The following is a 23,870-nucleotide window of genomic DNA, read 5'->3' on the forward strand; positions in this document are numbered from 1 at the left end:
CCTCCGGAGCGGTGGGGCGGGCTCCGATCGTGTGTTTGGAAGCGCTCCCAGTCAACCGGCTGCCGGTTCCGGAACTTGATTCAGATGTTGATCAAAGACTCGGATTCAGCCGCGGTCTCCGGCTCGACCCGGTCGACCTCGGCCTTCGGGTGCCGACGACGGTGCCGCAGCTCGGCCCAACGGCCGCGCGGTCCGCGCTCGCGCCCAGCCACCTCGGTCGCGGCGACCTCGGTGCCGGCCGTGCGAGCAGCCTGTACGGCGGCCTCCGCGATCGGCAGGATCGCCTCGCCACGGAACGACTCGGGGTGCACGAACGACTCTGGGCCGACCCCCATCGCGGCCGCCACGGAAGGCAGTAGCGCGGCCGAGGCAGCGGCGTACCCGATGGCGGACGGGTGGAAGTTGTCCCGGCCCCACATCGTCGGGTCGGACTTGAAGGCCGGTCCGAGCAGTGAGCCCAGCGAGACCGTCCGCCCGCCGGCCTCGACCACGGCGATGGTCTGGGCCGCGGCGAGCCGGAGACTCCAGGCGCGGGCGAACTGCCGCAGCGGCGGCACGAGTGGGCGCACCACGCCGAGATCCGGACAGGTGCCGACGATGACCTCACAGTTCGCCGCGCGCAACCGCCGTACCGCAGCGGTGAGCAAGCGGACCGAGACCGACGGCGACATCTGCGCCTTCACGTCGTTCACCCCGATCAGGATGACCGCGACGTGTGGGCCGGCCTGCAGCGCGGCATCGACCTGCTGGGCCAGGTCGGTCGACTTGGCGCCGGTCTTGGAGACGTCGACCAGCCGGACCGGGCGCTCGGCCAGGTCGGTCAGGCCGGAAGCAAGGATCACCCCGGGCGTCTCGTCCGGGGTGTCAGTGCCGTAACCGGCTGCGCTGGAGTCGCCGAGCATGGCGAACGTGATCGGTAATCCTGGGTATCTGCCGTACAGACCGCTCCCCGGAGTGGGGTAGTAGCGCATCGGTCCGATCACGCGCTTCACGTACTCGGCCTCTGCGGTCAGTACGCCGTACAACGTGGCACCGATGAGTCCGAGTCCCCCGCCCCCGAAGGCTGCGGCCTGGGCGAGCCTCTTGGCCGCCCTGGCTTTGCCTTTACTCATAGGTACAAGGATTACACGCTGTCACGCACAAGCAAGTGAAATAGGGGAAACGACACGACAATCACTACAGTGAGAGGGTGCGCTACGCAGAATCTCTCCTGGACCTCGTCGGCAACACCCCGCTCGTGAAGCTGGGCAAGACCACGGACGGGGCCACACCGCTGGTCCTGGCCAAGGTCGAGTACTTCAACCCGGGCGGCTCGGTGAAGGACCGGATCGCGGTCCGGATGATCGAGGCGGCGGAGGCCTCCGGCGAGCTCAAGCCGGGCGGCACGATCGTCGAGCCGACCTCCGGTAACACCGGTGTCGGGCTCGCGATGGTTGCCCAGCAGAAGGGCTACAAGTGCGTCTTCGTCTGCCCGGACAAGGTGAGCGAGGACAAGCGCAACGTACTCAAGGCGTACGGCGCCGAGGTCGTGGTCTGCCCGACCGCGGTCGCGCCGGAGCACCCGGACTCGTACTACAACGTCTCCGACCGCCTGGTCCGTGAGATCGAGGGCGCCTGGAAGCCGAACCAGTACGCCAACCAGAACAACCCGCGTTCGCACTACGAGACGACCGGTCCCGAGCTCTGGGAGCAGACCGAGGGGAAGATCACCCACTTCGTGGCGGGTGTCGGCACCGGCGGCACGATCACCGGCACCGGCCGCTACCTCAAGGAGGTCTCGAACGGTCGCGTCCAGATCATCGGCGCCGACCCCGAGGGCTCGGTGTACTCCGGGGGAACCGGCCGGCCGTACCTGGTCGAGGGTGTCGGCGAGGACTTCTGGCCCGAGACGTACGACCGGGACATCTGCGACCGGATCATCGAGGTCTCGGACGCGGACTCGTTCGCGCTGACCCGGCGGCTGGCCCGCGAAGAGGCGATGCTGGTCGGCGGCTCAGCCGGTATGGCGGCCGCCGCGGCGATCCGGCTCGCGCACGAACTCAACGACCCCGAGGCGGTCATCGTCGTACTGCTGCCAGACGGCGGTCGCGGCTACCTGACGAAGGTCTTCAACGACGACTGGCTCGCACAGTACGGGTTCCTCGCGGGGGCCCGGCAGGGCACCACGCTCGGTGACGTGCTGGCCGGCAAGGACGGCAGCCTGCCGCCGCTCGTGCACACCCACCCGCACGAGACGATCGCCGAAGCGGTCGCGATCCTGCGCGAGTACGGCGTCTCCCAGATGCCGGTGGTCCGCGCGGAACCACCGGTGATGGCTGCCGAGGTCGCCGGCGCGGTGTCGGAGCGGACGCTGATGGACGCGTTGTACTCCGGCAAGGCGCGGCTGGCCGACATGGTCGAGCTGCACATGGACCCGGCGTTGCCGTCCCTGGGGGCCGGCGAGGCCGTCACGAAGGCGGTCGAGCTGCTCGAGGGTCGGGACGCCCTGATGGTGCTGGACGACGGCAAGCCGGTGGGCGTTCTGACCCGGCAGGACCTGCTGGTCCACTTGTCCGCCGACTGACTTCCCCGTGAGGGAAAGACTTAACGGTCTACAACCGTAGGCACGATGGCGAGCAGGGCCATGACGACGATGCCGATGACGACGGCTGCTGCTCCCGCGATCTGAAGGATTTCCATATCTCAAGAATCCTTCAGAGTGCCCTTTCAGACATCGGTCCCTAGACCGGTCTTGGCTTCATCCCAAGGTCGTACACGCGACCCTGGGTAGTCATCCTTCCGGAGTCCGGGTAACCCTTATTTGACCAGCACGAAGTCCGCTGGATCGAGCTTCCGGGTACGGCGCCAGTAGGACACCGTGAAGTCCGGCCAGATGCCCGAGTTCCGCCCGGTCGCGTCCAGGTACCAGCTGTTGCAGCCCGCGTCCCAGACCGTGCCCTTGAGGTCGTCCTGCAGCCCGTCGACGAACTTCTGCTGGGCCTCCTCGCGGACCTCGACGTACGTCGCTTTGCGGCGCCGGAGCAGGTCGAGCGCCTGCATGACGTAGCGGACCTGCGCCTCGATCATGAAGACCGCGGAGGAGTGGCCGGTATTGGTGTTCGGCCCGATCAGCAGGAACAGGTTCGGGTAGCCGGCGACGGTGATGCCGAGATGGGCGCCGATGCCCTCGCGCTTCCAGTGCTCGCCGAGGTCGGTGCCGTCCTTGCCGAGGATCGGCATCCGGGTCAGGTTCCCCATCACCGAGAACCCGGTGCCGAACACGATCGTGTCGCAGGGCCGCTCGATCCCGTCGGCGGTGACGATACCGGTCGGCGTGATGCGCGTGATCGGGGTGGTGACGAGGTCGACGTTGGACCGGTTGAAGGCCGGGTAGTAGTCGTTCGAGACCATCATCCGCTTGCAGCCGATCTGGTAGTCCGGGGTCAGCCGGGCGCGCAGATCAGGGTCCGGCACCTGCTTGCGCAGATGCTGTTTCGCCTGCATCTCAAGGACTTTCATCAACTTCGGGTTGGCCGCGAAGCCGGCGCCGCGAGCTTCCAAGGCCCAGTAGATCGTGTTCCGGATGAGTCGCTGCCCGGCCGGGAAGGCGGCGTGCAGCCGCCGCTCCCGCGGTCCGATCTCGCGGTCCGGTTTCGGCGTGATCCATGCGGCGGTCCGCTGGTACACATCCAGCTGCTCGACCTGCGGAGCGATCTGCGGCACGTACTGAACCGCCGAAGCGCCAGTGCCGATCGCGGCCACGCGACGACCGGCGAGGTCGTGGCTGTGATCCCAGTGCGCCGTGTGGAACGACGTACCGGTGAAGGAGTCGAGTCCCGGGAGGTCGGGCATCTTCGGTTCGTGCAGTCCGCCGACCCCGGTCACCAGGGCCTGGGTCTCGATCGTCTCGTCGCCGTTGACCGTGACGGTCCAACGGCCGGTGGTCTCGTCGAACGCCGCTTCGGTGACCTCGGCGCCGTACCGGATCTTGTCCGCGACGCCGTACTTGTCGGCGCAGAACTCGAGGTACTCGAGGATCTCGTGCCAGGGCGCGAACATCCTGGTCCAGCGCGGGTTCTGCTCGAAGGAGTACGAGTAGAGGTACGACGGGATGTCGCACGCGCACCCGGGATACGTGTTGTCCCGCCAGGTGCCGCCGAGGCGATCGGCCTTCTCGAGGATGACGAAGTCCTCGCACCCGGCCTGACGCAGCTTGATCCCCATGCACAAACCGGCGAACCCGGACCCGATGATCACGACCTCTGTCATAGGCCCCGAGGTTACCGGTGAGTCACCGCTCTGGGAACCGTCTATTTCAGGCGGTGGAGGACTTCGCCGGCGTTCGGTACGACGAGGGTGTCGGGGTCGGCGTTGTATTCGGCCAGGTCGACGGTGGCCGGGTCCAGGTAGTTGAGGTTGGCGCGGCGGACGACGTCCTCGGGGATGCCGGTTGCGAGGGTTACTTTGACGCGCAGGTGTTCGCCGGTGATGGGGTCCCAGGTGCCGGCGCCGCGGAGGTGGGTCGAGTGTGCGAGGACGCCCCAGTGGATATCGCGGAACTTCTCCCACTGGCCGACGAAGTAGTCGCGGCAGTGGTAGCCGATCTCCTCGATTTCGGGGTGCATGGCGGCGATCTGGGTGACGTGTGGCGCGTAGAGGATGACCTCGCCGCCGTCGGCGACGACGGGCTCGAGTTTGTAGAAGCCCTTGGCCGCGGTCCAGATGTCGGCGTACTTCGCGGGCATCACCGACACGACCCGTCGTACTGGGTGGTCGAGGTAGGTGACGTGGGTCTGGGCGGACACCTCGGCGGCTGTTTGCCAGGCCTCGACGGTGTTGCCGAAGGCTATGGCGTGCAGGGCGTTCGTGCCGGACTGAGCGACCACGGCGAGCGCCAGCTTCTCCGCCGGGATCAGCGCGGCCGCCTCGTTGATGAGGGCGCGGACCGGGGTGACGCCGAGCGTGCCGATGATGCTCGCGCTGGTGATCAGGGCGCCGAGCCAGTGTGAGACGTCGATGACCTCCTGGCCGGCGACACCGGGGAAGAAGTACTTGTTGCCGCCGGAGAAGCCGACCACCTCGTGCGGGAAGACCGGGCCGACGACCAGAGCCACGTCGTGCTCGACGACCGCCTTGTTGAGCCGAACCGGGACCTCGTCGTTCAGCAGGCCGCCGGAGATCTCGCGAACGCGGTCGGCACTGATGGAGCCGAGGTCGACGAAGGTCTCCGGCTTCCACCACTCGTGGTTGAGGACGCCGTCGTACTTGCCGCCCAGGTGTTTGCGGAGCTCGTCGGGCGTCATCTCGGCATGGGTGCCGAGGGCAATCAAGATGGTGAGCTTGCTGACTTTTCCGTGCAGGGCCTGGTGAACCGCACGGATCAGCAGCGGGAGTGGGCAACTGCGGGTCGCGTCCGGCACGATCACACAGACGCTGCGACCTTCCAGACCGGCGCCGGACAAGGCGTCACCGACGAAGGCCGTCACCTCGTCCTCGCTGAGAACCTGACCTGGGCCACCGATGATCACGTCGGCAACCCTACCTATGCAGGCGTGATCGCGTCATCGGCAGGTAAGCGCGGAGTCGTTGACCGCGCCGGTTCGGCGACGCACGATCGAATGATCACCTGGGGGAGTGCGCAAAGGGGAGATGCAGCATGTCCGAGACAATCGAGGGGTGGAGACCGCAGGGGTTCGGCGGGGTGCTCCTGCGCGACGGTGACTCGCAGTACGACGAGGCCCGGGCGATCTTCAACAGCATGATCGACAAGCGGCCGGGGATGATCGCACAGTGCGAATCGGCCGCCGATGTCGAGGCGGCGGTCCGGTACGGCGTTGAGCGCGGCCTGGAGCTCGCCGTCCGGGGCGGCGGACACGGGGTGGCCGGTATGGCCCTCACCGAAGGGGGACTGGTCGTCGACCTGCGCCGCATGAACAGCGTGCAGGTCGATCCCGACGCCCGGATCGCGCGAGTCGGTGGCGGCGCGACCTGGGGGGACTTTGACCGTGCCACGCAGAAATACCTGCTGGCCACGACCGGCGGCCGGGTGTCGACGACCGGAGTCGCCGGGCTGACGCTCGGTGGTGGATCGGGCTGGCTGGAACGGAAGTTCGGGCTCGCCTCCGACTCGCTGATCTCGGCCGAGCTCGTCACCGCGGACGGGCAGTTGGTGATTGCGGACGAGACGAAGAACAGCGAGTTGTTCTGGGCTCTGCACGGTGGCGGTGGCAACTTCGGTGTCGCGACCGCGCTGACCTTCCGCCTCCATCAGCTACCCGCCGCGACGCTGGCGCTCCTGCTCTGGCCGGCGTCGGCGGGACCCGACGTACTGCGTGGGTATCGGGATCTGTTCGAGAAGGGTGCGCCCGAGGAACTCGGCGGTGGCGTGATCTACCTGACCGGGCCGCCGGAGGACTTCGTCCCCGAGCACCTGCACGGTCAGCTGGTCGTCGCTGTCGGTGCGGTCTATGCGGGCACCGAGGCGGAGTTGCGAGCGGCGCTCGGGCCGCTGTTCGCGATGTCGCCGGAGGGCGTCATGGTCGCCGAGATGCCGTACGCCGACATCCAGTCCGCGCTGGACGACCCGCCGGGGTTCCGCAACTACTGGTCGGCCGAACACCTGGCGTCGTTCCCCGATGAGGCGATCCGGCGCTTCGCCGGCCGGTCCGCGGAGATGCCGGCTCCGTCCCCGTCGCAACAGGCGGTGCTGCCGTGGGGAGGCGCCGTACGGCGTGCTGCCGAGCGCTGGCCGCAGCCGCATCGGCAGGCGGACTGGGTGGTGCACCCGTTCGGTCTGTGGTCGGATCCGGCCGACGACGAGCGAGGGATTCGCTGGGCCCGCGGTTTGTGCGCGGACCTCGAGGAATGGGCGACCGGCTACGTCTACCTGAACTTCATCGGCAACGAGGGGCGCAACCGCGTGCTCGCCGGTTTCGGCGAGGACAACTATCGCCGGTTGTCTCGGGTCAAGGGCGAGTACGACCCCGGGAACGTCTTCCACCTCAACCAGAACATCGAGCCTGGCTAAGCAGCCGCGGCGTCCCAGACAGTGTTCGCGAGCTCGGCGACCTGCTGGAGCTGGGCGCGGGACGCGCCGTCGCGGGCCTGCTGCGACATGCCTTGAATCGTGGCCGCGAAGTAGGTGGCGAGGGCCTGCGCGTCCGTCCCCGCGGCCAGTACGCCGGAGTCGATGTCGGCCTGGATGTGGTCGCGGAGTACGGCGACGTTGCTCGCGCGGATCGCGCGGAGCTGCTCGGCCACTTCGGCCGAGGCGGGGATCGTGTTCTGGGTCGCGCTGATGATCAGGCAACCGGGGGCGTGGTCGGTCGCCGTGTACTCGGCGGCCGCCTCGCGGAGGATGCGGGTGATCGCGGCGCGAGCGGTCGGTTCCTCCTCGAGGGCGCGGGTGGTGAACGCGCCGTGGGTCGCCTGGTAGCGCGTGATCACCTCGTTGAACAGACTCCGCTTGTCCCCGAAGGCTGCGTACAGGCTCGGGGCGCCGATGCCGAGGGCCGCGGTCAGATCGCTGACCGAGGTGGCGTCGTACCCGCGCTCCCAGAACGTCAGCAGCGCCTGCTCGAGCGCGGCGTCGCGGTCGAAGGAGCGCGGGCGTCCGCGGCGGGTCTCGGTCATGGAAATCATTCTATAGCGGTCGCTAGAGAATGTGTTACGGTCCTTTCTGTAACGATCACTAGAGAAAAGGACCTGGGGATGAGGACAGCACTGGTGACCGGCGGCAGCCGGGGGATCGGGCGGGCGATCGCGCTGCGGCTGGGCCGGGACGGGTTCCGGGTCGGAGTGCATTACGGCAGCGACGACGCGGCGGCGGAGTGGACCGTGAAGGAGATCGAGACCGCCGGTGGGCAGGCGTTCGGGGTGAAGGCCGATCTGGGTGGGTCGTTGGACGGCCTGTGGGCCGCCTTCGATGCGGCGGCCGACGGGCTGGACGTGCTGGTGAACAACGCCGGAATCGGGCTGCAGCAGCCGATCGCGGACGTTACGGAGGAGTGGTTCGACCGGTTGTTCGCCGTCAACGCCAAGGCGCCGTTCTTCCTGGTACAGCAGGCGATTCCGCGACTGCGAGACGGTGGGCGGATCATCAACATCGGGTCCGGCGCGACCCGGATCGCGTTTCCGCAGGACACGGCGTACTCGATGACCAAAGGCGCGCTGAACACCCTGACGCTGGCGATGGCCAAGGAGCTCGGGCCGCGCGGGATCACGGTGAACACGGTCGCTCCCGGGATCATCGAGACCGACATGAACGGTTGGCTCGCCGATCCGGAGGCGGCGCGCGCGGCCGCGGCGTACTCGGTGTTCGACGCGGTGGGTCAGCCGGCCGACGTTGCCGATGTGGTCGCGTTCGTGGCGTCGGGGGACGCGCGGTGGGTCACAGGGCAGACGCTGGATGCGACTGGCGGGTCGCAGCTTTAGTCCACTGGGCGTGTACGGCGACGGCGTAGGTGATCGCCGCGAGTGGGGCGGCCCAGAGTCGGAAGAACGGGAGTTGCCCGGTGAGGGCGGTCGCCGCGAAGATCACGCCGAAGACGATGCCGCCGGTCGCTGCGCCCCGGCGGCGGCCGTCGAGCGCCGTACTGGGGAGTGGGCCGGTGTGCCGGTCGAGGACGTTCGCGAGCGCGCCGAGGCCGGCGATCGTGGTGATGAGGAACAGGATGCCGCCGATGATGCCGCCGAAGATGATCGCGGCCACGTTGAGGGCGGACGCGACAGCGACGAGCATCAGTACGTCGAGAGCGCCGTACAGGAGGTGATTGCGGTGCCGGCGGCGCAGGTTGACGTCGTCGGCCGACCGCGCCGGGCCGGGCTCGCCGCTGAGGGTTCGGAGGGTGACGACGATGCCGGCCACCACCAGGGCCAGCATCAGGATTCCGGTGACGGACAGGATCACGGACTGCGTCGTCGTCATGTAGTCACGGACGTTGCCGTCGCCGAAATCGCAGGTGGCGGACGGCGGGAACCAGCTGGTGTCGGCGATAGCGTCCGGGCCGTACGTCGGACCGAGTTTGTCGAAGCAGGACTTGCTCGGGTCCCACCCGCTCGGCATCGAGGCCGATACGACCACGGTCCAGATCAGTCCGAGACCGAGTCCAGCCGCCAGCATCCACCGCTTCAACGCCGCCACGCAACCAACCCTCTCATTCGGGGCAAAGTTGGTAGCAGCGCTTGGTGCCGTAGGCAACGAAACCGACCCGGCGCAGGGTGGGTGCGCTGGTCGCGGTCCGCGCGCTGACCAGGGCGAGCGTGGCGCCGTCCGCGATCGCGGCCTGGCAGCGGGCGGCGATCAGGGCGCGGTAGACGCCGCGGCCACGCGCCTTCTCGAGTACGCCGGCGCCCCACAGACCGACCACATCGCCCATCAGCGTGTAGCCGGCTGAACCGACCAGCTCGCCGTCGACCTCCGCCACGAACCGGCGCGGGGAGAGTTCACCGCGCTCGATGGCGGCGACCTCGTGATCGAGCTCGTTCTGGCTCGGCGGCGGCCAGTCGAACACCTCGGAGTCGATCGCGGCGGCACGCAGGATGGACTCGGCATCCAGAGCTGGGCGGACGGTGACATCGGCGGGGACCTCGAGCTCTTGGGTCAGGTCGCCGGTCAGCGGCCGAGCCAGGATCTCGAGGACCTCCGACAGCTCGAATCCCTTGCTGAGCAGGATTTCGGCGGTGTCCGTCGGCTGGGTCCGGTCGTCGACCCACCAGTTCAGCTTCATCCCGTCGGGCGTCTTCCGGCGGACCTCGGCGATCACCTCGTCCAGCGGCCGCGTCGTCGACGACCACTGCACGGAAGGCCCGCGGCCGCCGTACACGACCGCTCGGTAGTCGTCGGTGACGATGTCCACGGCGTCCGGTGGCACCCACACCCAGTCCGCCGCCGCCTTCAGCACTCGTTCACGCATACCGAAATCCTAAGGCGGGACGGGGTTTGAGCTGACATGCTTTTGCGATGACCACCACCTATGCCGAGATCGCCGCCGGCTTGCGTCAGTTGGGGCTGGACCGATCCTCCGATGTGCTTGTGCACTCCTCGCTGAGTTCCTTCGGGTACGTCGATGGTGGGGCGGAGGCGGTGTGTCAGGCGCTGGTCGACACGTGCGGGACGGTGTTGATGCCGGGCTGGACGTTCGATCTGACTGGGGTGGCGGTGCCGCCGGGGCTGGAGCGGCCGCATAACGCGTATCCGCCGGCGGAGGATTGGGCGACCTTCGACGAGAGTGTTGCGAAGGCGACGGCGTACCGGGCCGATCTGCCGGTTGATCGGTGGCTGGGGCGGATCCCCGACGTACTGCGGACGTCTTTTTCGCCGCTGCGGAGTTCGCATCCGCTGATGGCGTTCCTGGCCGTGGGGGAGCGGGCGGCGGAGGTGCTGGCGGCACAGCGGCACGACTGGCCGCTCGGACCGATCGAGGCGCTCGGCGGCGACGTACTGCAGCTGGGTGTCGGGCACACAACGAACACGACGATCCACGTGGCCGAGCAGCACCTCGGACGGTCCAGGTTCTACCGGTACGCGAAGGTCGGCGAGGGGTCGTGGGCAGAACTCCCGAACATCTCCGGCTCGAGCGAACACTTCGACCTGATCGAGCCACTGTTGCGCCCGGCAACCACCGAGGTGATGATCGGTTCCTGCCGCGCCCGCCGGATCCCGATCGCCGCCGTCCTCGAAGCCACCCGCCAACTGGTCCTCGACGACCCGGCCGCACTGCTGTGCACCGAAGACCACGACACCCGCTGCGCCGCCGCCATCGAGCAACGGCTACAGCAGTTGTAGGTCGCGCTCGGCGTACAGGCGGTGCTGCCACTCCTCGTTGAGCATGATCCCGAGGCACATCTTGACGTCGTACGCGTCTGCGGGTGGCCAGCTCGGGCCGTCGACAGGGGTGGTTTGCGAGTTCAATTCGTCGTCGGTCAGCTGGTCGACGTACCGGCGTACGCGGCCCATCCGATCGTGACGCAGGACGAGAACCTCGTCGAGACTCGGCTCGATCTCGAGATCCCACGGCAGGCGCGGATCGGGCGTCGCTCCGTCGAAGGGCAGGCTCAGCCGATCCCACGGCTCAGGCTCGCCCTGGATCACGCGGAACAGCCAGACGTCGGTCGCGTACACGAGATGCCTGAGCGTTTGGATGAACGACCATTCGCCGTCTACTCGCACATGCAGCTTCTCCTCCGGCAACTGCCGGGCCCGCTGCACCGTCTCTGCCCACAACCGCTCGACGACATCCCATCCCTCGCGGACCCCGTCGGCGTTCGCCGGCCGCATCTTGACCCGCTCCGGATCCCGCCGATCCAGCTCGGCCTCCACCAGCGGTGCCACCTCGACCCCGTTGATCACCAGGCCCTCGATATCCCCAGCGATCTCGGCACCCGCGAACTCCACCCCGCGCATCACGGCGCCGGTGAACCCCACTCGCTCGAACCGCGCGCCGCCGAAGTCCACCTCCCGCACCAACCCGCCGCGCAGGTCTTTGCCCACCAAGTTCTCAGCCATAGAACGCACGCTAGTGGGCGTTCCGGACGTTCTACTTCCGATTCAGGACCTTGGTGAACATCAGCGTGAGGGAGTCGTCGTTGCGGACGGTTTCCATCGGGGGGACCTGGCGGCCGTCGTAGATGAGGCCTCGGCCGTCGGGGAGGTAGCCGCGGCGGACGTACAGGCGCTGGGCGTTGCCGTAGTCGGGGTAGAGGCCGACGCCGATGCCGACGGTGTCGGAGCGGGTGGCGACGCGGGCTTCGGCGGCGTCCATCAGGGCGGAGCCGATGCCTTGGCGGCGGAGCTTGGGGAGAACGTTGAAGTCCTGGATCTCCGGGATGCCTTCGAACGGCTCGTACGGCGACTCCCAGCGGACCGTGACATAGCCGGCGTACTCGCCGTCGACCCAGGCCACGAGGACGTCGCGCGTACCCTCGCCCTGCTCGACCAGGTACTTCTCGTATTGCGTGACCGGCTTGGGCCAGCCGAGCTCCTCGAAGGCGGCGGCGATCACCGGTGGGTCCTCGGGCTGCAGTGCGCGAATGGCCAGGTCCATGGCCCGCAGCCTAGGTTTCGGGCTCTCGCAAAGTCTTCTGGTTTTCGCGGGAGTAGCGGACACAACCTGGCCGCTACCCCTTCTAGAGTCGAACCATGACCACGAACGAGCGCGACGACATCATCGACTTCCTGAACAAGCACCGGTACTTCCTGCGGAGCGCCGCCGAGGGCCTCACCGACGAGCAGGCGAGCACCCGCAGCACGGTCAGCGAATTGACCATCGGCGGACTGATCAAGCACGTGAGCACGGTCGAGCAGCACTGGGCCGACTTCGCTCGGACGGGTACCAGGGAGGACACGCCGACCGAGTACACCGAAGAGGTGCTCGCGGCGTGGGCCGACCAGTTCCGGCTGGTCGACGGCGAGACGCTGGCCGACGTACTGGCGTCGTACGAGAAGATCGCCGCTGCCACTGACGACCTCGTCCGCACCCTCGACCTCAACGCCAGCTACGAACTCCCCGCTGCCCCGTGGCAGCCGCCGGGCGTCTTCTGGTCGGTACGCCGGGTCTTCCTGCACATCACCGCGGAAACGGCGCAGCACGCCGGCCACGCGGACATCATCCGCGAGGCCATCGACGGCAAGAAGTCCATGGGCTGACGATCAGGTCCGGTCGTCCGGGGCGATGTAGGTGAACGTCGGACCGGGCGTCGTACCGTCTTCTTCCTTCAGGGCAAGGAGTTGGAGCATCTCGGCCTTCAGGGCGAACATCGTGCGGGTCGCATCGCGGATCAGCGCGGGCTCGCCGTTGAAGGCCTGCTCCAGCAGGTAGAGCACCACGCAGTACGTGTTGTCGAACGCCTCCTGTGCCGCGCGGATCTCCGGATCCGCCGAGCGCTGGGGGTTCGGCTGCATTGGGATCACGCCGCCGGGATTGACCACGACCGGGTCGCCGGTGGGACCGGTTTGCGGGGTGTCGCCGCGCTGGTATCGCCGGCCGAGTTTCAGCTCCTCGAAGCGGTAGTAGTGCGCGACCTCGTCGCGATCCGGGTGGAAGAAGTCGCGATCCCCGTCCCAGATCCCGCCACTCGACGTACCCTCGCCCTGCTCGACGATCTCCTCCAACGCGGCCAACGCCGACTTGAGATCCGTGACCTCGCCCAGCTTCCCGTCCGTGTGATGGAACGGGCCCGCAGTCACCTGCCGCGCCGGATCACCCGTGAACACCTTGTCCTCACCGAGTTCGTCGCAGAGGGACAGCAGCCCGGCCTCGATCGCGTCGTAGAACTGGCCGATCGTCTCGTAGTGATCGCCTTCCGCCGGCGCCCCCGGAGCCTCGGGCTTCTCGAGCCTGAGGAACATCTCTAACGCCTCCGGCCCGAACGGCAGCAGCCGCAACTCCACCTCGCCATGCGGCAACAACCGCGGGTACGGCGGCATCATCTCCGGCGTATCCAGCCGCGGTTCGCCACCCACCGCGTTCAGCAGGTTCGCAGCCAGCGAGAGATGAATCATCTCCTCCACGAACACACTGCTGATTACCTCGACCGCATCCTCGTTCACCCCAGGATCCAGCGAGTACAACGCACACAGGTACGGCGGCAACGTCGCATGCTCCAACTCGACCGCCCACTGCAGATGCTCCCGCAGACTCGCCAAACTCCCGATCCGCCCAGTACCCATGCTCTCCTCGCTCTGTCCGCCTGTGAACAAGAGCAAAGACAGAACACCCCCGCCATCTGTGACAGCGGGGGTGTTTCGTGCGGCGCGTCAGATGACGGTGGTCCAGATCTTGGTGCTGTTCTCGTTGCCGACGAAGGGCTTGTTGGCGGCCCAGAGGAGGCCTTGGCGGTTCTCGGGGACGTCGAAGTCGCACATCACCCAGCCGCCGTCAGCGCCGCGGGTGTTGAAGCACTCGCGGTACCAGTCCGACCCGGAGTCGGTGTTGTAGATCGTGCCCGCGGCGGAATCGCCGTTCGCCTTGGTGTCCTTCACCCACACCTTGTCGCCGTACTGACCGAAGCACGCCTTCGCTCCAGTCGTCGAAACGCACCAGACCCCGATGCTGCCCTCGGGCGGCGCACCGCTCGGCTTCCCAGTGGCGGCCGAGGCCACAGCCGTCGTACCCACGGAAATCAACACCACCGCTGCCGGAATCCCGAACAACGCACGTACCAGCCTGCTCACGCAGAGCTCCTCACTTCGTGTACTGCCCCCCGTCCTGCAAGATTCAATCACGCCGCGAACCCCGGCCCCGCGGCAGGCGTCACCTTGAAGGTGGACAACTCCCGCTACCTCTACCTAGCCAGACATGCCGAGGCCACCCCCGACGAAACCGGCCTCACCGACCGCGGCCGCCGGCAAGCAGTCGTCCTCGGCGAACGCCTGCGCGACATCCCCTTCACCACGATCCACCACAGCCCACTCCCACGAGCCGCCCAAACCGCCCACCTGCTCAACCACGACGCCCCACTACACCCGTCCGAACCGGCCGGCGACTACATCCCGCACGTCCCGCACCGCGATGACCTCCCACCGGACTCAGCCGACTACTACCTCGACTTCCTCCAGCAATTCACGCCGGAAGAGCTCAGCACCGGCCCTCGCCTCGCTCGTGAGGCCCTTGCCCAGTTCACCGGCTGCGCCACCACCGGGCACGAGCTCCTGATCACCCACAACTTCCTCATCGCCTGGCTGGTCCGCGACGCCCTAGGCGCCCCACCCTGGCGCTGGCTAACCCTCAACCACGCCAACGCAGCCCTCACCGTCATCCGCTACACCCCCAACCGCCCCGCAGCCCTCCTGACCTACAACGACACCTGCCACCTTCCCGGCAGCTGAAAATGGCAGGCGCGAGGTGGCGGATGGGTGCCAGGATGCGGGGCATGGTTGAGCGTGCGTTGAGCTTCGGGTCGGTTGCCGAGACATACGAGCGGTTCCGGCCGGGGTATCCCGTGGAACTGTTCGAGGTGGTGACGGAGTACGCCGGTGGGCCGATTCGGACTGCGCTTGAAATCGGCGCCGGGACCGGCAAGGCAACACGGCTGTTCGCGCAGGGCGGGATCGCGGTCACCGCGACTGAGCCCGACGCCGCCATGCTTGCGGAGTTGCGTAAACACCTGCCGGCGACCGTGACGACTGTGCAGTCCACCTTCGAGGACCTGCCGCTGGATTCGTCGTACGGGCTGGTGTATTCGGCCGCCGCGCTCCACTGGACCAGCCCGGTCGGCCGCTGGGAGCGCATGTCCGCGCTCGTCGAGCCCGGCGGCGTGTTCGCGTCCTTCGGCGCGCCGATCCAGTTGGCCGACCCAGACCTCAAAGAGGCCGCGCGCGCCGCACGTGCGCCGTACCTGGAGGACGACGGTGTGCCGTCGCCTGACGGCACACCCGCGGAGCTCCCGATGCAGTGGCCGGGCACCGAGCTCCAGCAATCCGAGTGGTTCACCGACGTCCGTCAGTCGGTGGTCGAGCACCGACTGACGATCAGCGCCCAGGACTACATCGGACACCTCTCCACGGTTTCGGCCTACCTGATGCTCGAACCCGACGTACGAGACGAGGTCTTCCGCCGAATCCTCGCCGTCCTCCCGGACACCGTAGAACTAGACGCCCAGATCCACGCCCACCTCGCCCGCCGCCGCTAAACCTCAGCTGGGGAACGGAGCGCCCGTCTTGCTGTGGCAGCGGTAGCCGTTGGGGTTTTTGTGCAGGTACTGCTGGTGGTAGGACTCGGCGTAGTAGTGGGCGCCGAGGGGGGCTATTTCGGTGGTGATGTCGCCGTAGCCGAGGGGCTTGATGACGGGGGCGTAGAGGTCGCGGGTGCGTTCGGCCTCGGCGCGCTGGGCGTCGGTGGTGTAGTAGATGGCGGAGCGGTACTGGGAGCCGAGGTCGTTGCCCTGGCGCATGCCCTGGGTCGGGTCGTGGGTTTCCCAGAAGACCTTCAGGAGGTCGGTGAAGGTGGTCTTGGTGGGGTCGTAGACGATGCGGACGGCTTCTGTGTGGCCGGTGCCGCCGGTGCAGACCTCTTCGTACGTCGGGTTGGGGGAGTAACCGCCCGCGTACCCGACTGCGGTGGTGTAGACGCCGGGGAGCTGCCAGAAGATCTCCTCGGTGCCCCAGAAGCAGCCGGTGCCGAACCAGACCTCCTCGAACCCCTCAGGGGCCGGTGCGGTCTGCGGTGTGTGCAGGACGATGTTCTCGGCCGGTACGGCGTAACCGGGGGTGGGGCGGCCGGGCAGTGCGGCCTCGGGCTCGACCAGGGCTGTGTTCCGCTTGAAGAACGACATTCTCACGCCTCTCGCAGTTGACTCTCATAGTCTCTCAACGCGACCACCGGGGCGAACCTTCCCCCGGCCCCTTACGGGAGGATGACGTCACGCGATCATCGCTGGGGTGAAGCCCGGGGTGCTGCGGGAGCCGGTGAGGGACCGGTACGACGCGGCCAGCTGGCGGACGCCGTCTCGTAGTGCATCTGGTTCCAGCGTGTAGGGGAGGCGGATGAAGGACTCGAGACCGCCGTCGGGGGAGAAGCGGGAGCCGGCCACGAGCAGTACGCCGTTTCGTTGCGCCACCCCGACCAGAGTGGAGCCGACGGGCTCCGGTAGCTCGCACCACAGCGACAGTCCGCCGCCGGGGACCTCGAAACGCCAGTCGGGGAGCTCTGCGGACACAGCCTCCGCCAGGGCGTCTCGGCGTAGTGCCAGCGTGGCGCGGCGCTCTGGGAGCAGGGTGGCGCGGTCGCGCAGCAGCTGGGCTACGACGAGCTGATCGAGCACAGGTGCGCCCAGGTCGAGTGACGCCCGCGCGTCGAGCACCCGGGCGACCAGCGACGACGGGACGCGCATCCAGCCGATCCGCAGACCACCCCAGTACGACTTGCTGACCGAACCGACCGTGATCACGCCCTCCGGGTGGTACGACGCGAACGGCGGCGGCATCTCCTGTCCGTCCAGCCAGAGTTCACTGAGGGTCTCGTCGATGATCGCGGTCGTCCGGCTGCGAGCGAACGCGATCGCCAGCCGTTGCCGGTCCGCCGCCGGAAGTAACCAACCGGTTGGATTCTGGAAGTCGACCACCATCCAGGCCGCCCGCGGTGCCGTCTGGCGAATGGTTGCCTCCAGCAAAGGCAGGTCCCAGCCGCCCGGACTCATCGGCGCGGCGACGACCCGGCAGCCGCTCCGCCGGATCGCGTCCACGGAGTTCGGGTGCGTCGGACTCTCGGTCAGCACCCGATCACCGATCTGCAGGAACGCCCGGATCGCGATCGAGGTCGCGGCCAACGCGCCGGCGGTGACGATGATCTGGTCCGGCGACGTCGGCAGCCCGCGTTCGTCGTACGTCGCCGCGATCTCGGCCCGCAACTCCGGCAACCCCTGCGGGTGATACCCAGGCGTCGCCAGATGCTCCGGCAACCCCGCGGCCGCCGCGGCAACCGCCGTACTGATCCCCGGTACGGCGGCCGGCGCCGCGCACGTGAAGTCGTACAACCCGTCGGTGTCGATGCCCGGTGCATGGTGTCGCCCCAGCTCCGGTCCGACCCTGGTCGGCAGCGCGGTCACACTCCCGGATCCACGCCGGCTCACCAGATACCCGCTGTCCCGCAACTCCCGGTACGCCGACGCAACCGTCGTCCGGCTGACCCCGAGCGCGTCGGTCAGTTCGCGCTCACTCGGCAGCCGCGCGCCGGGCATGATCCGCCCGTCCGCGATCAGCAGCCGGAGCCGTTCCGCAAGGACCCGGTACGCCGGTCCTGCGTCCGCGGACCACGTTTCGAGCAGACCACTGAGCGTGCTGGCCGGAAGCTGTTGCCCATTCATGCAGTCCACTATTGCGCAATTGGCTATCGATCACCAGGCCACTTGACCCGCAAACTGGGCAAGTGACCGCCACTTCGACAGCCCCACCCCGTCAGCTCGCTGCGCTCAACCCGATCCAGCAGCTCAAAGCAGGCCACCTTCCCCGCCGCCTCGTCCAGCTGTACGTCGGTCTGTTCCTCTACGGCTCCTCGATGGGCCTGATGATCCAGGGCAGCCTCGGCCTCGACCCGTGGGACGTGCTGCACTCCGGCATCATCAAGCACATCCCGTGGAGCTTCGGGACGGTCGTCATCGTGATGAGCTTCGTCGTGTTGCTGGCCTGGATCCCGCTGCGCCAATGGCCCGGGCTCGGCACCGTGAGCAACGCGATCGTGATCGGCCTGGCCACGGACCTGACGCTGGCGACGGTCGACCGGCCGGACGCCCTCTGGGTGCGGATCCTCTTCATGCTCGCCGGGGTGGTCGTCAACGCGCTGGCCGGCGCGCTCTACATCGGCGCCCAGCTCGGCCCCGGTCCGCGGGACGGCCTGATGACCGGACTGGTACGCCGTACCGGTCTGAGCATCCGCCTGGTTCGGACGACGATCGAGATCGCGGTCGTCGCGATCGGCTTCCTGCTCGGCGGGGCGATCGGCATCGGCACTGTCCTGTACGCGCTGTCGATCGGCCCGCTGCTGCACTGGATGCTGCCGATCTTCACGGTCCGCCTGAAGCCTCAGCCGACCGACTAAGACTGCGGCGGGATCCCGGACCAGGGGGCCCGGGATCCCCTCGCTTTACCCGACCGGCTCCAGCTCACGCTCCGAGGCAGCAGGCTTGGCGATCTTGAGTTTGCGCGGCCACCAAGCCCACTTGCCGAGCAATGCGGTCACACTCGGCACCAGGAAGATCGACATCACGAACGCCGAGACCACGATCCCGGCCGCCACCGAGAAGCCCATCTCGGTCAGCAACGCCATCCCGGCCAGCATCAGCGAGGAGAACGTCCCCGCCAGGATCAGCCCGGCCGATGCCACGGACGGCCCGCCGTGCTCGATCGCGAGGTCGGCGGCTTCGCGCGGATCGGTACCCCGCTCGGCCTCCTCGCGTAGCCGCGCGATCATCAGGATGTTGTAGTCGGTGCCGATGGCAACGACGAACAGATACAGCATGATCGGCAGTGAGAACGTCACCCCAGCGTGGCCCGCCGCGCCCTGGAAGACGAACACCGTCGCCCCGATCGAGCTGAAGAAGCTCAGTACGACGGCCAGCATCAGCACGACCGGCGCGATCAGCGACCGCAGCAGCAGCGCAAGGATGATCGCGATCAGACCGCCGGCCACCGGGAAGATCACCGACAGGTCGCGGGTATTCGCGGCCCGGATGTCGGTGTAGCTCGACGTCACCCCACCGACCAGCGCGGTCGTCCCGGCCGGACTTTCGTTGTGTGCAACGTCTTTGAGCTTCCCGTGGACCAGATCCAGAGATGCGGTCGCGTATGGCGCTCCATTCAGTACGACGTTGATCTGGGCAACGGTCTTGTCGGGGTTGAGAACCGCCACGTTGCCTTTCGCATCCGCCGGGAGAATCGCGCCGACTCCCTCCACCTTCGCGAGTTTTCCGGCGTACTGCGTGAGTTCGGCGGGATCCAGCGCCGTACCGTCGGTGCTGCGCACGTAGACCGTGGTGGGGCTGAGCGCGCCGGCCGGGAATCCGGACTGCAGGTCCTTCATGGCGCGAGCGGACTCGGTGCCTTTGGGGAGCTGGCTGAACGCGTCGTAGTCGACCTTCATCCCGAGCGTGCCGAGCGCCAATGCGACCATCACGGCACCGGAAGCCACGGCGACCAGCGCGGGACGGCGAGCGGTGAAGCGGCCGAGGCGCTTGAAGGTCGCACCCTTCGGCGTGGTCTGCCAGGACTTCGACGGCCAGAACACCTTCGGACCGAGCAGCGACACGACGGCCGGGACCAGGGTGATCGAGGCGAACGCCATCACGCCGACCGCAATCGCGAGACCCGGGCCGAGGCTCTTGAATCCACCGAACACGGCCAGCAGTAGCGCGCTGAAGGCGACGACGATCGCACCGGCGGCGGAGACGATCACCTCGGCGACTCGGCCGGTCGCGTTCGCCAGCGCGGCCTTCGGTTCCTCGCCGGCGCGGAGACGCTCGCGGAAGCGGAAGAGCAAGAACAGGATGTAGTCCGTGCCGACGCCGTACAGGACGACTGTGAGGATGGTCTGCAGGTCCTGGGTCACCTGGAGTCCGGACCACTTGGCGACCAGGGCGATCAGGCCGGGCGCGATACTCGCGACCAGACCGACCGTGAGGATCGGCAGGAAGGCGGCCACCGGGCTTCGGTAGATGACCAGCAGCAGGCCGACGATCAGCACGAGCGTCGCGATCCCGACCACCACGAACGCGTTGTCGAACGCATCCTTGTTGTCGAGCATCAACGCGGCGTCGCCGGTGACGCCGTACTCGAGGTCGGCGCCGGTCAGTGCCGTACTCGTGGTGTCGCGGATCTTCTGCACTGCGTCCAGCACGGCCTGATCCTCGGCCAATCCCTTGAGGCCGATGCTGACGATCTGGACCTGCTTGTTCGGGGAGACCGCCTGCGGGCCGGTGACCACCGCGACGACCCGGTCGATCTTCGCGGCCGTCAGCTTGGTGGCCAGGTCGGCGACCTTGGCCTGATCGGCCGCGGTCAACTCACCGCCACCGCCGCGTTTGACCACGATGCTCGCGGTCGCGTCGTTCGTCTGCCCGAAGGCGTCGGTGGCCAGCTTCTGCGCCTGGACCGACTCGTACTTGTCCGGCAGCAGGCTGGTCTGGTCCTTGCTGGTGACGTCCGCGAGCGTCGGCGCGAACGCGAGCACGGCCACCGCCGCGACCACCCACGCGGCGATCACCTTCCATGGGTTGCCGACGACGAATCGTCCTAGTTTGTTGAACACCCTGGTACCCCTCCCAGATCCCTACCTGCCGGTCGGTTGGTAGACTACCTGCCGCACGGTAGGTAGGCAAAGATGAGAGGGTGGGTGACGTGCAGCACGCGAGTGGTTCCCGGGACACCAAGGCGTCGATCCATCGGGCCGCGCTCGACCTGTTCTCGGCTCAGGGGTACGAGAAGACGAGCCTGCGGGAGATCGCCGAGCAGGTCGGCATCACCAAGGCGTCGCTCTACTACCACTACTCGTCCAAGCAGGACCTGCTGCGGGCGATCATCGGCACGTTCGTCGACGACCTGCGCCAGGTGATGGCGCGCACCGACGGGCTCGACTGGTCACCCGAGGCCGAGCGCGAACTGCTCGGCGCCTACCTCGACGTACTGATCAAGCACCGAGCCACCGGCCCGACCCTGATGCGGGACATCGGCGCCGTACTCGCGGCGATCGACGAGGATCTCGAGGGCCTGATCGCGACCAGCCGCGGATTCCAGTTGTGGCTCGCAGGGCCGAACCCCACGGTCCCCGACCGGCTCCGCGCGGCCGCCGCGATCGAGGCCCTGAGTGCCGCGCTGTCCGCGAACCTCTCGCCCGGTGAATTCATCGACTCCGAGATCCACGCCACCCTCCTCGACGCAGCCGCCGCCCTCCTGGGACGACGCAACGCCTAACCGTCGAGGTGGGACTTGAGGGCGTCGAGGTTCGAGTCCCAGTTGTTGGCGAGCGCCGCGAGGAACTGCTGGGCCAGCTGGATGGGGGCCGAGTGCAGGCGGTAGCGGACGCGACGGCGTTCGCCGGGCTCGGCGATCAGCAGACCGGCCTGGGAGAGCAAGGCCAGGTGCTTCGCGATGGCCTGCCGGGTGATCGGCAGGCGATCGGCGAGATCGGTCGCTGTGGCCGGTCCGCTCGCGGCCAGCTCGGCCAGAATCGTCCGCCGGCTCGGATCCGCGAGCGCCACGAAGACCTGCTCGGCGACCGCCTCGCGATCGATGGATTCGTCAGGCTGCATTGAGGTATTCGACCAGTTCGCCGAGTTCGAGCTGCCAGCCCTCCGTGTTCCCGCCGTACGCCTTGGCGTAGGCATCGTCCGCAAGCTGCGCGAACCCCGACTCGACCACGGTCAACCGCGTGCCGCTGTCGGTCGGCTCCAGAGTGAACTCGACATAGGTACGGCGTGGGTCGTCGGCAGGCAGTCCGTAGATGTGCCACGTGTAGCCGAACACTGCTGGTTCCTCGAGCCGCTCGATCCGGAGCTCGGCCTTGTCGCCGGTCTCCCAGGTCAGTACGGCGCTTCCACCCGTCTGCAGGTCGACTGTCGCCGACTGTCCGAACCACGTGCCGAGCCCCTCGGCCGTGGTGAGCGCCGCCCACACCTTCGCCGGCGGGTGCCCGAGCTCCACTGTCCGCTCGATCCGATCCGGGAATCCCATCATCGCCTCCAGATATAGCAACCGATTAGTTGCAATAAAAGTATTGCAACTAATCGGTTGCGTCAAGTGGGGCTACTTACCGAGGTCGGGACCCTTCTCGGGCTGGTTCTGCGGACCGCGACCGTCCGGCGTCTGCTGCTGCGGGGTGGTGACGGCCCCGGCGGCCGGCGCGTTTCCGGAGAGAGCGGCGTTGAAGATGGCTTGGTCGGTCGCGCTCATCGTCTCGCCGCGGGCGTTCAGTTCGGCGAGCTGCTGGAGCGCCGACTGCTGCTGCTCCTGCGACTGCGCCTGCACATAGGCGAGCACCTGGGCGGACACAGCCGTGATCGCCTGTGCGGACACCTCGGGGCCGCCGGGGGTCGGAGCCGCCTCGTTGTTCAGGCCGGGGTCGTTGAACTCCTTGACCGCGTGGTAGCCGGCGGCGGCGCGAGCGGCCGTGTTGCTGACCTTCTCCTGGAACCAGCGTGAGGCCCGGCCGGCGAGTGCGGCCGCGCGTTGCCCCGCGTCGACTGCCGCGTCCCGGACGTTGCCCGCACCCGACACGACCGCGTCCCGCGCGCTGCTCGCACCGGAGACAACTGCCTCCCGGGCGGTGCCCGCACCGGAAACGACTGCCTCTCGGGCGGTGCCCGCACCTGAGACGACGGCGTTCCGGGCGGTGCCGACTGCCTCCCGGGCAGTGCCGGCGCCTGCGGCAACAGCGTTTCGGGCGGTCCCGGCGCCGGAGACGACCGCGTCGCGGGTGGCGGTGGCGCGGTTGGAGATGGCTTGGCCGGCGCTGTCGAGGCCTTCGCCGACCCGGGTGGCGGCCACTTCGGCGGCGACACCGGCGCGGTCACGAAGGTCGGCGGCGCGGTCCACGAGATTCGTCCCGGTCCGGCTGGCCCAGTCGGCGGCCTCCCGCCCGTACTGCTGGGTCTGTGAGACCAGCGACTGCGCACCTTCGCTCAGCCTGTGGCTGGTCCGGCGGGTGAACTCGACGGTGCGGTTGACGGCGTCGTAGATCGGCGCCAGCGCCCGGAAGACGTTCATCGCGCGGCGCATCGCGAGCTGGTCGGCCTCGTTGAGGCTCTCGAAGTACTCCCGAGCCGAATTCTGCCCAGTGGCTTCTTGCTGTGGCGTGGTCATGGTCAGGCTCCTAGTCGAGGAAGACTGCGTAGCCGACGTTCACCGTGCGCGTCAGCGGGTCCGGCGTCGGTTGGTCACTGAACAGCTGGATCTGCGCCCCGGGACGCAGCCAGATGGCAACGTGCCGCCGGGGTCCGAATCCGTTGGGTGTCCGCCTTCGCAGGAAGCGCTGGTCGGAGAAGTCGCCGAGCTCGTCCGGCTCACCCCAGTGCTTGCGGGCGAGAGCGAGATGGTCCGGCCAGGCCGCATCGATCCCGGCTTCCGCCTCGGCCATGTCCTCCGGCTTCACCTCGTACCCGACCCAGCCGCTGTGCCGGGTGTCGGGGAACACGAGACCGTCGTACGCCACCAGCGTGCTACCGCGCTTGGTGGTGAACGCCCACGACGACATCGTGGCGTCGATCTCCTCACCCGGCGCGAGCGGAGCCGGCGTCCAGCCGGTCGCCGCGGACACGCGCTCCACCAGCGCCCGGACGAGCGCCGGTCCGGCGTCGTCACTGTCCGGCCCGGCCACGGGCGTCCAGTCGGCGATCTCGGCCAGGTCGGCCATGGCCAGGTCGTCGTCGTCGAGCGGCCTGTCCGCTGTCTTCATCCGGTCGTCCTC

26 protein-coding genes are annotated in these 23,870 nt (G+C 68.1%); 9 read left to right on the plus strand and 17 right to left on the minus strand.

All coding sequences use genetic code 11. From position 1 onward, the window contains the following. Positions 1 to 80: 80 nt before the first annotated feature. Positions 81 to 1,112: an SGNH/GDSL hydrolase family protein gene (locus tag ACFTSF_RS16695; RefSeq protein WP_344151296.1), complete on the minus strand. Its 1,032-nt coding sequence runs from the start codon at positions 1,110 to 1,112 to the stop codon at positions 81 to 83. Between the two features lie 77 nt (positions 1,113 to 1,189). On the opposite strand from ACFTSF_RS16695, the gene ACFTSF_RS16700 reads away from it, so the two are divergent. Further along, positions 1,190 to 2,563, plus strand: coding sequence for a cystathionine beta-synthase (locus tag ACFTSF_RS16700; protein ID WP_344151300.1), 1,374 nt, complete (start codon positions 1,190 to 1,192; stop codon positions 2,561 to 2,563). A 233-nt stretch (positions 2,564 to 2,796) separates the two neighbouring features. Here the strand turns inward: ACFTSF_RS16700 and ACFTSF_RS16705 are convergent, their stop codons facing one another. Both ACFTSF_RS16705 and ACFTSF_RS16710 read right to left on the minus strand, forming a co-directional pair. Further along, positions 2,797 to 4,248 carry a flavin-containing monooxygenase gene (locus tag ACFTSF_RS16705; RefSeq protein WP_380154589.1) on the minus strand — a complete coding sequence of 484 codons (1,452 nt, stop codon included), beginning with the start codon at positions 4,246 to 4,248 and terminating at the stop codon, positions 2,797 to 2,799. A gap of 41 nt (positions 4,249 to 4,289) precedes the next feature. Further along, on the minus strand, positions 4,290 to 5,507 hold the full coding sequence (locus tag ACFTSF_RS16710) for a lactate racemase domain-containing protein (protein WP_380154590.1): 1,218 nt from the start codon (positions 5,505 to 5,507) through the stop codon (positions 4,290 to 4,292). A 128-nt stretch (positions 5,508 to 5,635) separates the two neighbouring features. Between ACFTSF_RS16710 and ACFTSF_RS16715 the strand changes: the two genes are divergently transcribed. Continuing rightward, on the plus strand, positions 5,636 to 7,006 hold the full coding sequence (locus ACFTSF_RS16715) for an FAD-binding oxidoreductase (protein ID WP_380154591.1): 1,371 nt from the start codon (positions 5,636 to 5,638) through the stop codon (positions 7,004 to 7,006). Here ACFTSF_RS16715 and ACFTSF_RS16720 read toward each other — a convergent pair. Further along, positions 7,003 to 7,611, minus strand: a complete 609-nt coding sequence (locus tag ACFTSF_RS16720) for a TetR/AcrR family transcriptional regulator (protein WP_380154592.1) — start codon at positions 7,609 to 7,611, stop codon at positions 7,003 to 7,005. The genes ACFTSF_RS16715 and ACFTSF_RS16720 overlap by 4 nt on opposite strands. 78 nt (positions 7,612 to 7,689) lie before the next feature. On the opposite strand from ACFTSF_RS16720, the gene ACFTSF_RS16725 reads away from it, so the two are divergent. Further along, on the plus strand, positions 7,690 to 8,412 hold the full coding sequence (locus ACFTSF_RS16725) for an SDR family oxidoreductase (RefSeq protein WP_380154593.1): 723 nt from the start codon (positions 7,690 to 7,692) through the stop codon (positions 8,410 to 8,412). Here ACFTSF_RS16725 and ACFTSF_RS16730 read toward each other — a convergent pair. Together ACFTSF_RS16730 and ACFTSF_RS16735 are read right to left on the minus strand one after the other, a co-directional pair. Continuing rightward, positions 8,369 to 9,121: a hypothetical protein gene (locus tag ACFTSF_RS16730; protein WP_380154594.1), complete on the minus strand. Its 753-nt coding sequence runs from the start codon at positions 9,119 to 9,121 to the stop codon at positions 8,369 to 8,371. The genes ACFTSF_RS16725 and ACFTSF_RS16730 overlap by 44 nt on opposite strands. A gap of 13 nt (positions 9,122 to 9,134) precedes the next feature. Further along, positions 9,135 to 9,893 (minus strand): GNAT family N-acetyltransferase, encoded by a 759-nt coding sequence (locus tag ACFTSF_RS16735; protein ID WP_380154595.1) that lies wholly within the window; start codon positions 9,891 to 9,893, stop codon positions 9,135 to 9,137. Between the two features lie 47 nt (positions 9,894 to 9,940). Between ACFTSF_RS16735 and ACFTSF_RS16740 the strand changes: the two genes are divergently transcribed. After that, the gene (locus tag ACFTSF_RS16740; protein ID WP_380154596.1) at positions 9,941 to 10,765 is read left to right on the plus strand and encodes an AAC(3) family N-acetyltransferase; all 825 of its coding nucleotides are present in this window, start codon (positions 9,941 to 9,943) and stop codon (positions 10,763 to 10,765) included. Here ACFTSF_RS16740 and ACFTSF_RS16745 read toward each other — a convergent pair. Continuing rightward, positions 10,751 to 11,485: a DinB family protein gene (locus ACFTSF_RS16745; protein ID WP_380154597.1), complete on the minus strand. Its 735-nt coding sequence runs from the start codon at positions 11,483 to 11,485 to the stop codon at positions 10,751 to 10,753. The genes ACFTSF_RS16740 and ACFTSF_RS16745 overlap by 15 nt on opposite strands. Positions 11,486 to 11,516: 31 nt before the next feature. Continuing rightward, positions 11,517 to 12,023, minus strand: a complete 507-nt coding sequence (locus tag ACFTSF_RS16750; protein ID WP_380154598.1) for a GNAT family N-acetyltransferase — start codon at positions 12,021 to 12,023, stop codon at positions 11,517 to 11,519. A gap of 95 nt (positions 12,024 to 12,118) precedes the next feature. Here ACFTSF_RS16750 and ACFTSF_RS16755 point away from each other — a divergent pair, with 95 nt between their 5' ends. Then, positions 12,119 to 12,625, plus strand: coding sequence for a DinB family protein (locus ACFTSF_RS16755; protein WP_344151333.1), 507 nt, complete (start codon positions 12,119 to 12,121; stop codon positions 12,623 to 12,625). Positions 12,626 to 12,628: 3 nt separating this feature from the next. On the opposite strand, the gene ACFTSF_RS16760 is transcribed toward ACFTSF_RS16755, so the two are convergent. Then, positions 12,629 to 13,648, minus strand: a complete 1,020-nt coding sequence (locus ACFTSF_RS16760; protein WP_380154599.1) for a ferritin-like protein — start codon at positions 13,646 to 13,648, stop codon at positions 12,629 to 12,631. An 87-nt stretch (positions 13,649 to 13,735) separates the two neighbouring features. After that, positions 13,736 to 14,152, minus strand: coding sequence for a hypothetical protein (locus tag ACFTSF_RS16765; RefSeq protein ID WP_380154600.1), 417 nt, complete (start codon positions 14,150 to 14,152; stop codon positions 13,736 to 13,738). Between the two features lie 90 nt (positions 14,153 to 14,242). Here ACFTSF_RS16765 and ACFTSF_RS16770 point away from each other — a divergent pair, with 90 nt between their 5' ends. Both ACFTSF_RS16770 and ACFTSF_RS16775 read left to right on the plus strand, forming a co-directional pair. Beyond that, positions 14,243 to 14,806 carry a histidine phosphatase family protein gene (locus tag ACFTSF_RS16770; RefSeq protein WP_380154833.1) on the plus strand — a complete coding sequence of 188 codons (564 nt, stop codon included), beginning with the start codon at positions 14,243 to 14,245 and terminating at the stop codon, positions 14,804 to 14,806. Positions 14,807 to 14,850: 44 nt separating this feature from the next. Next, on the plus strand, positions 14,851 to 15,609 hold the full coding sequence (locus tag ACFTSF_RS16775) for a class I SAM-dependent methyltransferase (protein ID WP_380154601.1): 759 nt from the start codon (positions 14,851 to 14,853) through the stop codon (positions 15,607 to 15,609). A 3-nt stretch (positions 15,610 to 15,612) separates the two neighbouring features. On the opposite strand, the gene msrA is transcribed toward ACFTSF_RS16775, so the two are convergent. Together msrA and ACFTSF_RS16785 are read right to left on the minus strand one after the other, a co-directional pair. Further along, positions 15,613 to 16,251 (minus strand): peptide-methionine (S)-S-oxide reductase MsrA, encoded by a 639-nt coding sequence (msrA, locus tag ACFTSF_RS16780; protein ID WP_380154602.1) that lies wholly within the window; start codon positions 16,249 to 16,251, stop codon positions 15,613 to 15,615. Positions 16,252 to 16,338: 87 nt separating this feature from the next. Next, on the minus strand, positions 16,339 to 17,781 hold the full coding sequence (locus ACFTSF_RS16785; RefSeq protein WP_380154603.1) for a PLP-dependent aminotransferase family protein: 1,443 nt from the start codon (positions 17,779 to 17,781) through the stop codon (positions 16,339 to 16,341). A 62-nt stretch (positions 17,782 to 17,843) separates the two neighbouring features. On the opposite strand from ACFTSF_RS16785, the gene ACFTSF_RS16790 reads away from it, so the two are divergent. After that, positions 17,844 to 18,512: a YitT family protein gene (locus ACFTSF_RS16790; protein ID WP_380154604.1), complete on the plus strand. Its 669-nt coding sequence runs from the start codon at positions 17,844 to 17,846 to the stop codon at positions 18,510 to 18,512. A gap of 45 nt (positions 18,513 to 18,557) precedes the next feature. On the opposite strand, the gene ACFTSF_RS16795 is transcribed toward ACFTSF_RS16790, so the two are convergent. After that, on the minus strand, positions 18,558 to 20,717 hold the full coding sequence (locus tag ACFTSF_RS16795) for an MMPL family transporter (RefSeq protein WP_380154605.1): 2,160 nt from the start codon (positions 20,715 to 20,717) through the stop codon (positions 18,558 to 18,560). 80 nt (positions 20,718 to 20,797) lie between these two features. Here ACFTSF_RS16795 and ACFTSF_RS16800 point away from each other — a divergent pair, with 80 nt between their 5' ends. Further along, the gene (locus ACFTSF_RS16800; protein WP_344151357.1) at positions 20,798 to 21,379 is read left to right on the plus strand and encodes a helix-turn-helix domain-containing protein; all 582 of its coding nucleotides are present in this window, start codon (positions 20,798 to 20,800) and stop codon (positions 21,377 to 21,379) included. Here ACFTSF_RS16800 and ACFTSF_RS16805 read toward each other — a convergent pair. The 4 genes from ACFTSF_RS16805 to ACFTSF_RS16820 all read right to left on the minus strand — a co-directional run bounded on the left by ACFTSF_RS16805 (position 21,376) and on the right by ACFTSF_RS16820 (position 23,858). Then, entirely contained in the window at positions 21,376 to 21,717 is a 342-nt protein-coding gene (locus tag ACFTSF_RS16805) for an ArsR/SmtB family transcription factor (protein ID WP_380154606.1), read from the minus strand. The genes ACFTSF_RS16800 and ACFTSF_RS16805 overlap by 4 nt on opposite strands. Further along, positions 21,707 to 22,138 carry an SRPBCC domain-containing protein gene (locus ACFTSF_RS16810; protein WP_380154607.1) on the minus strand — a complete coding sequence of 144 codons (432 nt, stop codon included), beginning with the start codon at positions 22,136 to 22,138 and terminating at the stop codon, positions 21,707 to 21,709. Before ACFTSF_RS16810 ends, ACFTSF_RS16805 begins: the two co-directional genes overlap by 11 nt. A gap of 72 nt (positions 22,139 to 22,210) precedes the next feature. Continuing rightward, positions 22,211 to 23,266 (minus strand): hypothetical protein, encoded by a 1,056-nt coding sequence (locus tag ACFTSF_RS16815; protein ID WP_380154608.1) that lies wholly within the window; start codon positions 23,264 to 23,266, stop codon positions 22,211 to 22,213. Between the two features lie 10 nt (positions 23,267 to 23,276). Next, positions 23,277 to 23,858, minus strand: coding sequence for a hypothetical protein (locus tag ACFTSF_RS16820; protein WP_344151369.1), 582 nt, complete (start codon positions 23,856 to 23,858; stop codon positions 23,277 to 23,279). Between the last annotated feature and the right edge of the window lie 12 nt (positions 23,859 to 23,870).

This window comes from Kribbella sp. NPDC056951, assembly GCF_042674205.1.
Taxonomy (GTDB): Bacteria; Actinomycetota; Actinomycetes; order Propionibacteriales; family Kribbellaceae; genus Kribbella; species Kribbella yunnanensis.